The sequence below is a fragment of the Nocardioides sp. B129/18 genome, assembly GCF_055282735.1.
Map to the genome: position 1 here is coordinate 38,516 of NZ_JBUZJI010000027.1, position 13,115 is coordinate 51,630.

The following is a 13,115-nucleotide window of genomic DNA, read 5'->3' on the forward strand; positions in this document are numbered from 1 at the left end:
TGATCCTGGGCTGATCCTGGGCTCGCTCCGCCTCACCACCACGACGGCCCGTCCGCTCCCTCGGGGGAGCGGGCGGGCCGTCGGCGTCAGAGCAGCGTCAGAGCGGCGTCAGAGCACGTAGGTGCGAGCCCGGGAGAGCTCGGCGGCCGCCCGGGTGACGACGCGGTCGAGCAGCTCCTCGCAGCTGGGCAGGTCGTCGATGACGCCGACCACCTGGCCGCTGGCCAGCACGCCGGCCGAGGTGTCGCCCTCGACCAGGCCGGCCTTGAGCATCGTGGGGGTGTTCGCGGCCAGCGCCATCTGGCCGAGGGTGCGGCCCTGGGTGCGCTTCATGGCGCGACCGTCGCTGAGCAGGCGGCCCCAGCCCATGCCGCTGTCGCGCTTGAACTCCAGGGTGCGCCGCATCGTCGGGCCCAGACGCCGCAGGGTGCTGGTCTCCTCGATCTCGGCGACCAGGTCGGTGCGCAGCATCCGGTGCGGCATGCCGTCGACCTTCGCGGTGACGACGGTGCCGGTGAGGTCGTGGCCGAGGTAGAGCTCCTTGACGGCCTGGGGCACCGCGGAGTCCGAGGTCAGCAGGAAGCGGGTGCCCATGCCGACGCCGGCGGCGCCGTAGGAGAGGGCGGCGGCGAGGCCGCGTCCGTCGAAGAAGCCGCCGGCGGCGATCACCGGGATGTCGACGGCGTCGAGCACCGTGGGCAGCAGCAGCGTGGTGGGCACCGGGCCGGTGTGGCCGCCGCCCTCGCCGCCCTGCACCATCACCGCGTCGGCGCCCCACGAGGCGACCTTGCGGGCGTGCTTGGCCGCGCCGATCGAGGGCATCACGACGATGTCGTGCTCCTTGAGCGTGGCGATCAGCTCGGGCTTCGGCGCCAGCGCGAACGACGCGACCTTGACGCCGTGGTCGATCAGCAGCCGGCAGCGGTCCGCGGCGTCGCCGGCGTCGGCGCGCAGGTTGACGCCGAACGGCGTGCCCTCGGGGATGCGTCCCGTGACCTCGATGATGGCCTGCTCGAGCTCGGCGAAGGTCATCGTGGCGCTGGCCAGGATGCCCAGCCCGCCCGCGCGGGCGGTCGCGCTCACCAGGCGCGGCCCGGAGACCCAGCCCATGCCGGTCTGCACCACGGGGTGGCGCACGCCGACGAGGTCGGTGAACGGGGTGCGGATCAGCTGCTCGATCATCGCGACTCCTCGGTGGACGCAGGCTCTGGGACCTCCTTGAAGCGCAGACCCTTCGGGTCAAGCACCTCGCGGATGAGGATCTGCTCGGTCTCGGTGGGCTCGCGCGTCGTGATGAGGTCGTCGGCGATCGCGAGCTCGAAGCCGGTGGCGTCGACGACCTCCTCGACCGTGACGCCGGGGTGCACCGAGATCAGCCGCACCGTGTCGTCGGGCCCGCGGACGTCGAGGACGCCGAGGTTGGTGACGATGCGGTGGATGTCGTTGAACCGGGCCGCGGCCGGGCCGGCCTCGCGGGCGCGACGCGGCCCGACGCCGGAGACGACGTCGACGTGCTCGACGAAGACCCGCGGGCCGTGGCGCGGCACCCAGTACGACGTCCGGTTGTTGACCGTGTTGCCCGGGGCGCCGCGCGAGCCGAGCAGCTGGCGCGTGGGTCGGTCGAACGGGCCGATGGCGGAGATGTTCTGGTTGCCGTCGCGGTCGATCTGGGTGGCGCCCATCATCACGTGGCGCTTGCCGTAGGCCACGACGTCGAAGACCCGGCGGAACGGGATCCAGCCCTCGACGACGTCGGCCTTGGCGAACAGCGGCGGGGTGCCGCCGAGCAGCAGCGACTCGCCGTCGGAGATGACGAGGTCGGGGTTGCTGGTGAGGCGGGCCAGGCGGACGCCGAGCATCGGCAGGAGGCCCATCGGGCTGCCGAAGATCTCGCCGTCGTCGGCGAAGGCGTCGGCGATCGCGGCGGCGCAGACGTCGGCGCGGGTGGGGGACTGGCTCACTGGCTGGCTCACGACTGCTCCTCGGCGAAGGCCCGGACGGCGGCCTGGTAGGCGTCCTCGTCGCCGGCGAGGAAGCGCTGCTCGAAGGCCGCCCACTCCTCCTCGGTGCCGCCGGCCGCGGCGGCGTAGGCGCGCTGGAAGCGCTCGTCGCGCTCGTAGTCCGGCGTGCAGGTGGTGAAGTGCGCGCCGTGCGGGGTCTCGACGACGCCGGTGACCATCATCCGGCTCAGGAGCAGCCGCTGCACCGGGGTGTCGACGGTGAGGCCGGCGGTGTCGACGACCTGCTCGACGCTGACGTAGGTGCGGTCGGCGGCCATCGCGAAGAGGTCGTCGAAGTACGGGTCGGGGCCGAGGTAGCTGGCGTTGCCGTGCCTGTCGGCGCGGTTGAGGTGCACGAGCGCGACGTCGAGGCGCAGCGCCGGCACCGCGACGAGCTCCTCGTGGCCGAACCCCTCGTCGTAGGGGCTGGTGACCGTGCGGAGGTCGGGGTTGTTGACCAGGACGTCGGAGCCCAGACCCGCGCGCATCGGCAGGAACGGCAGCCGCTCGGCCGCGGCCCTGAGCCCGGTCTGGAACATGCCCTCGTCGAGCTCGACGACCTCCGGGATCGTGCCGAGCTGGCGGGCGCGCTGGAAGTTGGGCTCCAGCGGCACCGAGTCGAGGCTGACGAAGGCGTAGACCAGCCGGCGGACCTTCCCGGCGCGGGTGAGCAGGCCGACGTCGGCGCCGCCCCAGCTGACGAGGGTGAGGTCGGTGAGGTCCGAGCGGAGGATCGCGCGGACGAGGGCCATCGGCTTGCGCCGCGGACCCCAGCCGCCGATGCCGATCGTCATGCCGTCCTCGAGGGAGGCGACGACGTCGTCGATGCTCATGCGCTTGTCGCGCGGCGTGGCGCCCATCGCGATCAGCCCTTCGCCTTGGTGGTGCCGGCGAACTCGTCGCGCAGCTCGTCGGCGACGCCCGCGAGGTTGAGCTCGTAGGTGAAGCCCTGCTCGAAGCGGTAGCTCTTGTTGACGTCGATCGGGTCGATGCCGTTGAGCGCGGCCTTCGCGGCGCGGATGACCCGGCCGTCCTTGGCGGCGATCTCGCCGGCGACGGCGAGGGCGGCGTCGAGGAGCTCGGCGCGGGGGACGGTCTCGAGCACGGAGCCGAACTGCACGAGGTCGACGGCCTTGATGGTGCGCGCGGTGAAGTAGAGGGTGCGCATCATGTGCTGGGGGACCAGGCGGGCCATGTGGGTGGCCGCGCCGAGCGCGCCCTGGTTGACCTCCGGGACGCCGAAGTAGGCGTCGTCGCTGGCGATGACGACGTCGCTGTTGCCGACCAGGCCGACCCCGCCGCCGACGCAGAACCCGTTGACGGCCGAGATCACCGGCACCGCGCACTCGTAGACGGCCTTGAAGGCGGCGTAGCAGCCGCGGTTGGCGCCGAGGAGCGCCTCGAAGCCGCTGGTGTGCTGCATCTCCTTGATGTCGACGCCGGCGTTGAAGCCGCGTCCCTCGGCGCGCAGCACGACGACCTTGGTGGCGGGATCCGCGGTGGCGGCGTCGAGGGCGGCCGCGACGTCGTACCAGCCCTGGACCGGCAGGGCGTTGACCGGCGGATGCTCCATCGTCACGACGCGGATGCCGTCGGATCGGAGCTCGGAGGTGATCGGCATAGATGCCAACCTAACACTTGCTTGGTATGGTCGTCAGCATGTCGCTCGCCCTGGACCTCGCCGGTCGCGTCGCCCTCGTCACCGGGGGCCAGCGCGGCATCGGCCGGGGCATCTCCGCGGTGCTCGTCGCCGCCGGCGCCACCGTCGTCACCTGCGGGCGCAGCGACGTCGACGACCCGCTGCCGGGCACGACCCACCGGGTCTGCGACGTCCGCGACCCCGAGGCGGTCGCCGCGCTGGTGACGTCCGTGGTGGCCGACCACGGACGCCTCGACGTGCTGGTCAACAACGCCGGGGGAGCCCCGGCCACCGACGCCGCCACCGCCTCGTCGCGCTTCCACGAGCGCATCGTCGGCCTCAACCTCCTCGCACCGCTGGCCTGCGCGCAGGCGGCGAACGCCGTCATGCAGCAGCAGCCCGAGGGCGGCGCGATCGTCATGATCTCCTCGATCTCCGCGCACCGTCCGGCGCCCACCATCGCCGCGTACGCCGCCGCGAAGGCCGGCGTCGACTCCCTGACCCGATCGCTGGCGATGGAGTGGGGGCCGCGGGTGCGGGTCAACGCCGTCGACGTCGGGCTGTGCCGCACCGAGCACACCGACGACCACTACGGCGACGACGCCCAGGTCGCCGCCGTCGAGGCCACCATCCCGGCCGGCCGTATGGCCCGCCCCGAGGAGGTCGGCCACGTCGTGGCCTTCCTCGCCAGCCCGCTGGCCTCCTACGTCTCCGGCGCCCGCGTCGCCTGCGACGGCGGCGGCGAGCCCCCCGTGTTCCTCCACATCGGCCGCGCGCACGCGGCCGCGTCATCCCAGGAAGGCTGACCATGCTGCTGGAAGGTCGCATCGCGATCGTCACCGGAGCCGGCCGCGGCATCGGCCGCGCCCACGCCCTCGAGCTCGCCCGCCACGGCGCCGCCGTCGTCGTCAACGACTACGGCGTCACCCTGGCCGGCGAGGGCGACGGCGAGAGCCCCGCCGACGCCGTCGTCGCCGAGATCGAGGCCGCCGGCGGCCGGGCCGTCGCCAACGGCGCCGACGTCGCCGACTTCGCCCAGGCCGCCGCCATGGTGCAGCAGGCCATCGACGTCTTCGGCGGTCTCGACATCCTGGTCAACAACGCGGGCTTCGTGCGCGACCGGATGCTCGTGAACACCTCCGAGGAGGAGTGGGACGCCGTCGTCCGGGTGCACCTCAAGGGCCACTTCGCGCCCCTGCGCCACGCCGGGGCGTACTGGCGCGCCGAGGCCAAGGAGGGTCGTCAGCGTGCTGCCCGCGTCATCAACACCTCCTCCGGCGCCGGCCTCCAGGGCTCCATCGGCCAGGGCACGTACTCCGCCGCCAAGGCCGGCATCGCCGGCCTCACCCTCGTCGCCGCCGCCGAGATGGGCCGCTACGGCGTCACCGTCAACGCCATCGCCCCCGTCGCCAAGACCCGCATGACCGAGGGCGCCTTCGACACCTCCGCCATGGCCCTGCCCGAGGACAACTCCCCGATCGTCGCCTGGCTGGCCTCCGAGGAGGCCGCCGACGTCACCGGCCGCGTCCTCGAGATCGACGGCTCCCGCCTCACCGTCGAGTCCGGCTGGCGCCACGACGCCTCCCACGACCTCGGCCGCCGCTGGGACGCCCCCGAGGTCGGCCCCGCCCTCCGCCGCCTGCTCGCCGAGTCGGTTGATCCGGAGCCGGTGTACGGGGCGTGAGGCCGAGCAGTTTCATCGGTTGACCGATGAAACTGGCGCTCGCACGCTGAAGTTTCACCGTGCAGGCGCCAGTTTCGTGCGCAGATCACGCCGCCAGACGCGCGGCCGCGCGAATGCGACGCGCGAGCTCCGGCAGATCGCGGAGGTCCGCCCAGGTGACGCGGATCAGCATCCACCCCGTCGCCTCCCGTAGCTGGTCCTCGCGATGCTTCTCCCGCATCACCATGTCGGCAATCGACTCACCGGGCCGTCGGAATCGGTGGTACTTCTCCATGCCGTCGAACTCGATCAGAAGGCGCATCGAGGGGATGGCGAGGTCGACGCGGCCCACGAACCGTCCGCGTCCGTCGTGGACCTCGAGCTGACGGAGCGGCTCCGGCAGCCCGAGATCGTGAAGAGCGAGGCGCAGGAGCGTCTCGCCGACCGACTCCGAACCGGTGCGCACGAGGTCGACGCTGCGACGCAGGGCGGCGTGATCCGGCCACGGCTCGCGCCGCTGAGAGCCGGCCTCGAGCTCGGCCACGGTCGTCAGTCCGCGGTGGACGAAGTCGTCCATGATCGCGACGGCCGTGCTGCGAGCGTGACGGCTCGCGGTGTCGAGGGCGGTCCGCGTGGGGCTCGTGATCCAGTGGTCGTCAGCCCGGGTGACATCTCCGACGAGCAGCGTGCCCCGGTGGTGCACCACGCGGGCTTGATGCCGATCCCCGCGGCGGAAGAGATCCGTGACGTGGACCTGGCTGGTGTCCATCCCGCGCGTCGGTCCTCCCTGGAGCAGGCACGCGCTGTCGTGGGAGAGAACGACGCGCGTCCCCCAACGCCGCATCACGGCCCGTGCGAGCATCAGCACCCTGTCGGCCGCCGTGCCGTCGTTCCAGGGCTCGCCCAGCGCGTAGGCGCCGTGACGCAGCTTGACCAGGAATCCGGAGCGCACCAGACGGCGGAGCTCGTGATCGTCGACGCCATCGAGCAGGGCGTCCCGTCGGAGGATGACGCCGATGTCGTCGGCGAGGTGATCGACCATGGCGTCCACCCTGGCGAGCGGAGGCGCCTTGATCGAGTGTCGGGCTGCCATCTGTGAGCGACCGCGTCAGGCGAGGGCCTGTGGACGGATCGAGGCCTTCCCGGGTGTCGATCTGCGCCTGAAACTGTCACCTGGACGATGAAGTTTCAGCGTGCAACCACCAGTTTCATCGGTCAGCCGATGAAACTGCGCGCGTACGCCCCCTACACCCGCTCCAGCACCGTGCCGGTGGCCATGGCGCCACCGGCGCACATCGAGAGGAGGGCGGTGGAGGCGTCGCGGCGCTCGAGCTCGTGGAGGGCGGTGGTGATCAGGCGGACGCCGGTGGAGCCGACGGGGTGGCCGAGGGCGATGGCGCCGCCGTTGACGTTGACGCGGTCGAGGTCGGGCTGGTGCACCGAGGCCCAGGAGAGGACGACGGAGGCGAAGGCCTCGTTGACCTCGAAGAGGTCGAGGTCGGCCATCGTCATGCCGGCGCGCTCGAGGATGCGGCGGGTGGCGTCGACGGGGCCGTCGAGGTGGAAGTACGGGTCGGAGCCGACGAGCGTGTGGGTGCGGATGCGGGCGCGGGGGGTGAGGCCGAGGGAGCGGGCGAGGTCCTCGTCCATGATCAGGACGGCGGAGGCGCCGTCGGAGATCTGGGACGACGTGCCGGCGGTGTGCAGGCCGTCGGGGAGGACGGTGCGCAGGCCGGCGAGGCCCTCGGCGGTGGTCTCGCGCAGCCCCTGGTCGGCGTCGACCACCCGGGTCTCGCCGGTCGGGTTGCCCTCGGCGTCGAGGACGGGCGCGGTGAACGGGGCGATCTCGCGCTTGAAGCGGCCCTCGTCGACGGCGACGCGCGCCTTCTGCTGGGAGGCCAGGCCGAACGCGTCGAGGTCGGCGCGGCTGATCCCGCGGTGGCGGGCGATGCGGTCGGCGGCCTCGAACTGGTTGGGCATGTCGATGGTCCAGTCGTCCGGACGCGGGTCGCCGAGACCGGGGGGCACGTTGCCGCCGAGCGGGATGCGCGACATCGCCTCGACGCCGCAGGCGATGCCCACCGAGATCGAGCCGGCGGCCACCATGTCGTGGACGAGGTGGGCGGCCTGCTGGCCGCTGCCGCACTGGGCGTCGATGGCGGTGCCGGCGGTGTGCTGGGGGAGCCCGGCGTGCAGCCAGGCGCGGCGCACCATGTCGTTGCTCTGCTCGCCGGCCTGCGTGACGCAGCCGCCGATCACCTGCTCGACGAGCGCGGGGTCGAGGCCGGCCCGCTCGCAGACCTCGCGCTGGACGAAGCCGAGCAGCACGGCCGGGTGGACGCCGGCCAGCCAGCCCTTGCGGCGGCCGAGGGGGGTGCGGACGGCGTCGATGATCACGGGATTGCCCATGCGTCGAAAACTAGAACAAGTTCCTGTTTTTCGGCAAGACTCGCCGAGATGCCCTTCCCTGCGTACTGCGGGTATGTAACCCTGATCACTAGAACAGGTTCCACCGACCCGGGAGATCACCGTGACCCTCGCCCCTGACGTGCCGCTCGCCTCGTTCGACCCCACGGACCCCGACGTCCTGGCCGAGCGCGTGCCCCACGAGGAGCTGCTGGCGATGCGACGCACGGCACCGGTGTCGTTCGTCGCCCAGGACGAGGACGCCCGCGCCGGCTTCCCCGACCACACCGGCTTCTGGGCGGTCAGCACCCATGCCGACGTCGCCGCGGTCTCGAAGAACCAGACCGACTTCTCCACCCAGGCCAACGGCGTGATCATGCGGTTCGCGCCCGGGATGACCAAGGACGAGCGCGAGGGCTCGGGCTTCCTGCTCATCAACCACGATGCGCCCGACCACACCAAGCTGCGCCAGATCGTCTCCCGCGCCTTCACCCCCCGCGCCATCAACGCCCTGCACGACAACCTGCGCGAGCGCGCGACGACGATCGTCGCCGAGGCGATCGAGAAGGGCGAGGGCGACTTCGTCGAGGACGTCGCCGCGGAGCTGCCGCTGCAGGCCATCGCCGAGCTGCTCGGCGTCCCGCAGGAGGACCGCGGGCGGCTGTTCAGCTGGTCCAACCAGCTGATGAGCTACGACGACCCCGAGGTCGAGGGCGACCAGATGGTGGCCTTCGCCGAGATCCTCGGCTACTCCATGGCGCTGGCCGACGAGCGCCGCCGCAACCCGCAGGACGACATCGTCACCCGGCTGGTCTCCGCCGACGTCGACGGCCGCGGCCTCACCGACGACGAGTTCGGGTTCTTCATGATCCTGCTCGCCGTGGCCGGCAACGAGACCACCCGCAACGCCATCACGTGGGGCATGCACGCCTTCCTGAACAACCCCGCCCAGTGGGAGCTCTTCCGCGCCGACCGCCCGCGCACCGCCACCGACGAGATCATCCGCTGGGCCACCCCGGTGACGGCCTTCCAGCGCACCGCCCTGCGCGACGTCGAGATCGGCGGCGTCACCGTGCCCGCCGGCGAGCGCGTCGGCCTGCTCTACGCCAGCGCCAACTTCGACGAGACGGTCTTCACCGACCCCTTTGCCTTCGACGTCACCCGCAACCCCAACCCGCACCAGGCCTTCGGCGGTCACGGCGCCCACTACTGCATCGGCGCCAACCTGGCCCGGCTCGAGGTCGACCTCATGTTCAACGCCCTGGCCGACGCCGCCGCGGCCGGCGTGCGCATCGAGCAGCGCGGCGAGCCCCGCCGCCTGCGCAGCGGCTGGCTCAACGGCGTCAAGGAGCTGCGCGTCGCCTACCAGCGCTGACGCCGCCGCATCGCCCACCGTCCGGACGACACACCGCCACCCCACGACACCCCGAGGAGCCCGCCCGTGACCGTCAGCGACGTCCTGCCCGAGGACATCTCCGACTTCACCGATCCGTCCCTCATCGTGCGGGGCATCCCGCACGAGGCCTTCGCCGCCGCACGCCGCCAGTTCCCGGTCACCTGGGTCGAGCAGGCGCCGGGCACCTACGACGGCATGGCGCCGGAGTCGGGCTCGGGCTACTTCGCGGTGACGCGGCACGCCGACGTCGCCGCCGTCTCGAAGAACAGCCGCGACTGGTCGGCGGAGGAGAACGGCGCGATCATCCGCTTCTCCGAGGGCATGCTGCGCGAGCAGATCGAGCTGCAGCGCACGATCCTGCTCAACCAGGACCCGCCCCACCACACCGCCCACCGGGCGATCGTCTCCCGCGGCTTCACCCCGCGCTCGATCAACGAGCTCGAGGAGACGATGGTCTCCCGCGCGCGCACGATCGTCACCGAGGCGGTCGCCGCCGGCTCGGGCAACTTCGTCGAGCAGGTGGCCGCCGAGCTGCCGCTGCAGGCCATCGCCGACCTGATCGGCGTCCCGCAGGAGGACCGGCACAAGCTCTTCGACTGGTCCAACCAGATGCTCGCCTCCGACGACGACCCCGACATCGAGGGCAACCCGGAGATCGCCGCGGCGGAGATCCTCGGCTACGCGATGATGCTCGCCGCCGACCGCAAGGCGAACCCGCGAGAGGACATCGTCACCAAGCTCATCGCCGCCCACAAGGGCGATCGCGGCCTCACCGACGACGAGTTCGGCTTCTTCGTCATCCTGCTCGCGGTGGCCGGCAACGAGACCACGCGCAACGCCATCACCCACGGCATGAACGCCTTCCTCGACCACCCCGAGCAGTGGGAGCTGTGGAAGCGCGAGCGCCCCGAGACGATGGTCGACGAGGTGGTCCGCTGGGCCAGCCCGATCAGCGTCTTCCAGCGCACGGCCCTGAACGACACCGAGGTCGGCGGCGTCGCGGTCCGCAAGGGCCAGCGCGTCGGGCTGTTCTACGCCAGCGCCAACTTCGACGAGGACGTCTTCGAGGACCCCTTCCGCTTCGACATCACCCGCGACCCCAACCCGCACGTCGGCTTCGGCGGCCACGGCGCGCACTACTGCCTGGGCGCGAACCTGGCGCGCCAGGAGATCCGGGTCATCTTCGACGCCCTCGCCGACCACGCGCCCGACATCCGCAAGCTCGCCGAGCCCGACCGGCTGCGGCACGCCTGGGTCAACGGCATCAAGCGGCTCGAGGTCGCCTACTCCTGACGCTCTCGCACGATCCGACGTCCCGGGACGTCCCCCGACGCCGCCCCTCCCGCCTCATCCCCCCGATGGCGGGCGGGGCGGTCCCATGCCGGAGCGCCGTCGGCCGCGGCCCCGTCGACCGGTCTCAGTCGCGTGCGGTGAGCACCAGCGGCCCGTCGGCGGTGATCGCGACGGTGTGCTCCATGTGCGCGCCGCGCGAGCCGTCGGCGCTGCGCAGCGTCCAGCCGTCGGGGTCGGTGAGGATCTCGTCGGTGGTGTGCAGGAACCACGGCTCGATCGCGATCACCAGGCCCGGCTGCAGCTTGAAGCCCCGGCCCGGGCGCCCGTCGTTGGGGACGTGCGGGTCGCCGTGCATGGTGCGCCCGACGCCGTGGCCGCCGAACTGGGTGTTGATCCGCAGGCCGGCCTCGCGGGCGACGGTCGCGATGGCGTGGGAGATGTCGCCGATCTTGTTGCCCGGCCTGGCTGCGGCGATGCCGGCCTCGAGCGCGCGCCCGGTGACCTCGATGAGCCGCAGGTCCTCCTCGCGCGGGGTGCCGACGACGACGCTCAGCGCCGAGTCCGACACCCAGCCGTCCACCGAGGCCGCGAAGTCGACGCTGAGCAGGTCGCCGTCGCGCAGCCGGTAGTCGTGGGGGAGTCCGTGCAGGACGGCGTCGTTGACCGAGGTGCACAGCACCTTGCCGAACGGGGACGCGCCGAAGCTGGGGTGGTAGTCGATGTAGCAGGACTCCGCGCCGGCCTCCCGGATCATCCGGTGCGCCTCGGCGTCGAGCTCGAGCAGGTTCACCCCGACGTCGGCCACCTCGGCGAGGCGGGTGATGACCGAGGCGACGAACCGGCCGGCGGCCCGCATCTCCTCGATCTGGGCGGGGGTGCGCAGCTCGATCATGGGATCAGCCTAGGCGGGCGGCACGGTCGCCGGACGACGCGGCTCTGCCGAGGGCAGATCGCCCCGCAGCAGAATCCCTGGGACGCCGGCCGGGGGCGGCCCAGGGTGGAGCCATGACCACGACCGTCCACACGCCCACCGCGGCCGACCGGCTGCTCCACCAGCGGATCCTCCTGCTCGGCCAGGAGGTCGACGACGACATCGCCAACCGGCTGTGCGCCGAGCTGCTCCTGCTCTCGGCCGAGGACCCGGTGCGCGACATCAGCCTCTACATCAACTCCCCCGGTGGCTCGGTGAGCGCCGGTCTGGCGATCTACGACACGATGCGCCTGATCCCCAACGACGTCAGCACCCTGGGCCTCGGCCTGGCCGCCAGCATGGGCCAGTTCCTGCTCGGCGCCGGGACGCCGGGAAAGCGCTTCGTCCTGCCGCACACCCGGGTGCTGCTGCACCAGGGCTCGGCCGGCATCGGCGGCACCGCCATCGACATCGAGATCCAGGCCGAGAACCTCGAGCACACCAAGAACGTCATGATGGCCCTCATCGCCGAGCACACCGGGCAGGAGGTCGCTCGCGTCGAGCGCGACGCCCGGCGCGATCGCTGGTTCACCGCCGAGGAGGCGGTCGAGTACGGCATCGCGGACGCCGTGCTGGAGACGGTCGGCTCGGTGACGCCGGGCCGTCCGGGCGCGACCTTCGGCCTGGCGGGAGCACGCGCATGAGCACCTACATGATCCCGAACGTGATCGAGCGCAGCCCGCGCGGCGATCGGTCCCTCGACGTCTACAGCCGGCTGCTCAGCGAGCGCATCGTCTACCTCGGCACCGAGATCGACGACGGCGTCGCCAACGCCGTCATCGCCCAGCTGCTGCACCTGGAGGCCGAGGACCCCGACCAGCCGATCAGCCTCTACCTCAACTCCCCGGGCGGCTCGGTGACGGCCATGCTCGCCGTCTACGACACGATGCGCTTCGTCCGCTCGCCGGTCGGCACGACCTGCATCGGGCAGGCGGCGTCCTCGGCCGCGGTGCTGCTGGCGGCCGGCACGCCGGGACGCCGGTTCGTGCTCCCGCGCTCGCGCGTGGTGCTGCACCAGCCCAGCGGCGGCGGACGCGGTGCGCTGCCCGACCTCCAGGTGCAGGCCGCGGAGATCGTCCGGCTGCGCGGCGAGATGGAGCAGGTGCTCTCCGAGCACACCGGCCAGAGCGTGGAGCGGCTGCGCGAGGACACCGACCGCGACCTCATCCTCACCGCGGCCCAGGCGGTGGCCTACGGCCTGGCCGACGGCGTCCTGGAGAGCCGGGCGCCGTGACCGAGGAGCCGGAGGGGGTGCGCCGGACGGGCGGACGGGCTCAGACGGCGAGCGCGACCGGGCCGCGCGGCGCGGTCCCACGCAGAGGCGAGGAGACGAGGGTGCGGGTGACGGCCGCGGTGAGGTCGACCAGGCCCAGCCCCAGCGCTCCGGCCACGGCGGCGAGCACCTCCGAGCTCGGCTCCTTGCGGCCGCGCTCGATCTCGGAGAGGTAGGGCAGCGAGATGCCGGCCTCGCGGGCGACGTCGCCCAGCGTGCGTCCGGCCGCGGTGCGGGCCTCGCGGAGACGGGCGCCGACCAGCTCGCGCCACAGCGGCTCCGGCTCGGCCGGTCGCGCCGGCGGAGTCGGGGCGGCAGGAGCGACTGACGCAGCATCGGAGGGACGGACCGAGAACGCGAGCAGCTCACCCATCCCTCGACGGTACGAGGAGCGCGCGGAGGGCCGCCAGGGCTTCGGCTGAGACGATCACCAGGGCGCATGCGCCGTCGGAGGACGGGCAGGTCTCGTCGTAGC

Annotated in this window: 14 protein-coding genes; 6 read left to right on the forward strand and 8 right to left on the reverse strand. The window is 72.4% G+C overall.

The annotated features are described in order from the left end of the window. Nucleotides 1-108: 108 nt before the first annotated feature. The 4 genes from ACZDWJ_RS16575 to ACZDWJ_RS16590 are packed head-to-tail and all read right to left on the reverse strand — an operon-like array spanning nucleotide 109 to nucleotide 3,621. A complete protein-coding gene (locus ACZDWJ_RS16575; protein WP_463522694.1) occupies nucleotides 109-1,182 on the reverse strand; it encodes an NAD(P)H-dependent flavin oxidoreductase in 1,074 nt (357 codons plus the stop codon). After that, entirely contained in the window at nucleotides 1,179-1,973 is a 795-nt protein-coding gene (locus tag ACZDWJ_RS16580; protein WP_463522696.1) for a CoA-transferase subunit beta, read from the reverse strand. Before ACZDWJ_RS16580 ends, ACZDWJ_RS16575 begins: the two co-directional genes overlap by 4 nt. Next, a complete protein-coding gene (locus tag ACZDWJ_RS16585; RefSeq protein WP_463522698.1) occupies nucleotides 1,970-2,860 on the reverse strand; it encodes a CoA transferase subunit A in 891 nt (296 codons plus the stop codon). Before ACZDWJ_RS16585 ends, ACZDWJ_RS16580 begins: the two co-directional genes overlap by 4 nt. A gap of 5 nt (nucleotides 2,861-2,865) precedes the next feature. Then, the gene (locus tag ACZDWJ_RS16590; RefSeq protein ID WP_463522700.1) at nucleotides 2,866-3,621 is read right to left on the reverse strand and encodes an enoyl-CoA hydratase family protein; all 756 of its coding nucleotides are present in this window, start codon (nucleotides 3,619-3,621) and stop codon (nucleotides 2,866-2,868) included. A 38-nt stretch (nucleotides 3,622-3,659) separates the two neighbouring features. Here ACZDWJ_RS16590 and ACZDWJ_RS16595 point away from each other — a divergent pair, with 38 nt between their 5' ends. Both ACZDWJ_RS16595 and ACZDWJ_RS16600 read left to right on the forward strand, forming a co-directional pair. Further along, nucleotides 3,660-4,445 (forward strand): SDR family oxidoreductase, encoded by a 786-nt coding sequence (locus ACZDWJ_RS16595; protein ID WP_463522702.1) that lies wholly within the window; start codon nucleotides 3,660-3,662, stop codon nucleotides 4,443-4,445. Nucleotides 4,446-4,447: 2 nt separating this feature from the next. Then, nucleotides 4,448-5,323, forward strand: a complete 876-nt coding sequence (locus tag ACZDWJ_RS16600; RefSeq protein ID WP_463522704.1) for an SDR family oxidoreductase — start codon at nucleotides 4,448-4,450, stop codon at nucleotides 5,321-5,323. Between the two features lie 85 nt (nucleotides 5,324-5,408). Here ACZDWJ_RS16600 and ACZDWJ_RS16605 read toward each other — a convergent pair whose 3' ends face one another. Together ACZDWJ_RS16605 and ACZDWJ_RS16610 are read right to left on the reverse strand one after the other, a co-directional pair. After that, nucleotides 5,409-6,344 (reverse strand): type IV toxin-antitoxin system AbiEi family antitoxin domain-containing protein, encoded by a 936-nt coding sequence (locus ACZDWJ_RS16605; RefSeq protein WP_463522720.1) that lies wholly within the window; start codon nucleotides 6,342-6,344, stop codon nucleotides 5,409-5,411. 203 nt (nucleotides 6,345-6,547) lie between these two features. After that, complete coding sequence (locus ACZDWJ_RS16610) at nucleotides 6,548-7,711, reverse strand: steroid 3-ketoacyl-CoA thiolase (RefSeq protein WP_463522706.1); 1,164 nt, start codon at nucleotides 7,709-7,711, stop codon at nucleotides 6,548-6,550. Nucleotides 7,712-7,832: 121 nt separating this feature from the next. Here ACZDWJ_RS16610 and ACZDWJ_RS16615 point away from each other — a divergent pair, with 121 nt between their 5' ends. Then, nucleotides 7,833-9,083, forward strand: a complete 1,251-nt coding sequence (locus ACZDWJ_RS16615) for a cytochrome P450 (RefSeq protein WP_463522708.1) — start codon at nucleotides 7,833-7,835, stop codon at nucleotides 9,081-9,083. A gap of 66 nt (nucleotides 9,084-9,149) precedes the next feature. Continuing rightward, the gene (locus ACZDWJ_RS16620; protein WP_463522710.1) at nucleotides 9,150-10,397 is read left to right on the forward strand and encodes a cytochrome P450; all 1,248 of its coding nucleotides are present in this window, start codon (nucleotides 9,150-9,152) and stop codon (nucleotides 10,395-10,397) included. Between the two features lie 124 nt (nucleotides 10,398-10,521). Here the strand turns inward: ACZDWJ_RS16620 and map are convergent, their stop codons facing one another. Beyond that, entirely contained in the window at nucleotides 10,522-11,289 is a 768-nt protein-coding gene (map, locus tag ACZDWJ_RS16625) for a type I methionyl aminopeptidase (protein ID WP_463522712.1), read from the reverse strand. Nucleotides 11,290-11,402: 113 nt separating this feature from the next. On the opposite strand from map, the gene ACZDWJ_RS16630 reads away from it, so the two are divergent. Both ACZDWJ_RS16630 and ACZDWJ_RS16635 read left to right on the forward strand, forming a co-directional pair. Further along, on the forward strand, nucleotides 11,403-12,011 hold the full coding sequence (locus ACZDWJ_RS16630; protein ID WP_463522714.1) for a ClpP family protease: 609 nt from the start codon (nucleotides 11,403-11,405) through the stop codon (nucleotides 12,009-12,011). Beyond that, a complete protein-coding gene (locus tag ACZDWJ_RS16635; protein ID WP_463522716.1) occupies nucleotides 12,008-12,601 on the forward strand; it encodes a ClpP family protease in 594 nt (197 codons plus the stop codon). The genes ACZDWJ_RS16630 and ACZDWJ_RS16635 overlap by 4 nt, the downstream gene beginning before the upstream one ends. 40 nt (nucleotides 12,602-12,641) lie before the next feature. Here ACZDWJ_RS16635 and ACZDWJ_RS16640 read toward each other — a convergent pair whose 3' ends face one another. Continuing rightward, the gene (locus ACZDWJ_RS16640; protein WP_463522718.1) at nucleotides 12,642-13,013 is read right to left on the reverse strand and encodes a helix-turn-helix domain-containing protein; all 372 of its coding nucleotides are present in this window, start codon (nucleotides 13,011-13,013) and stop codon (nucleotides 12,642-12,644) included. Nucleotides 13,014-13,115: the final 102 nt, after the last annotated feature.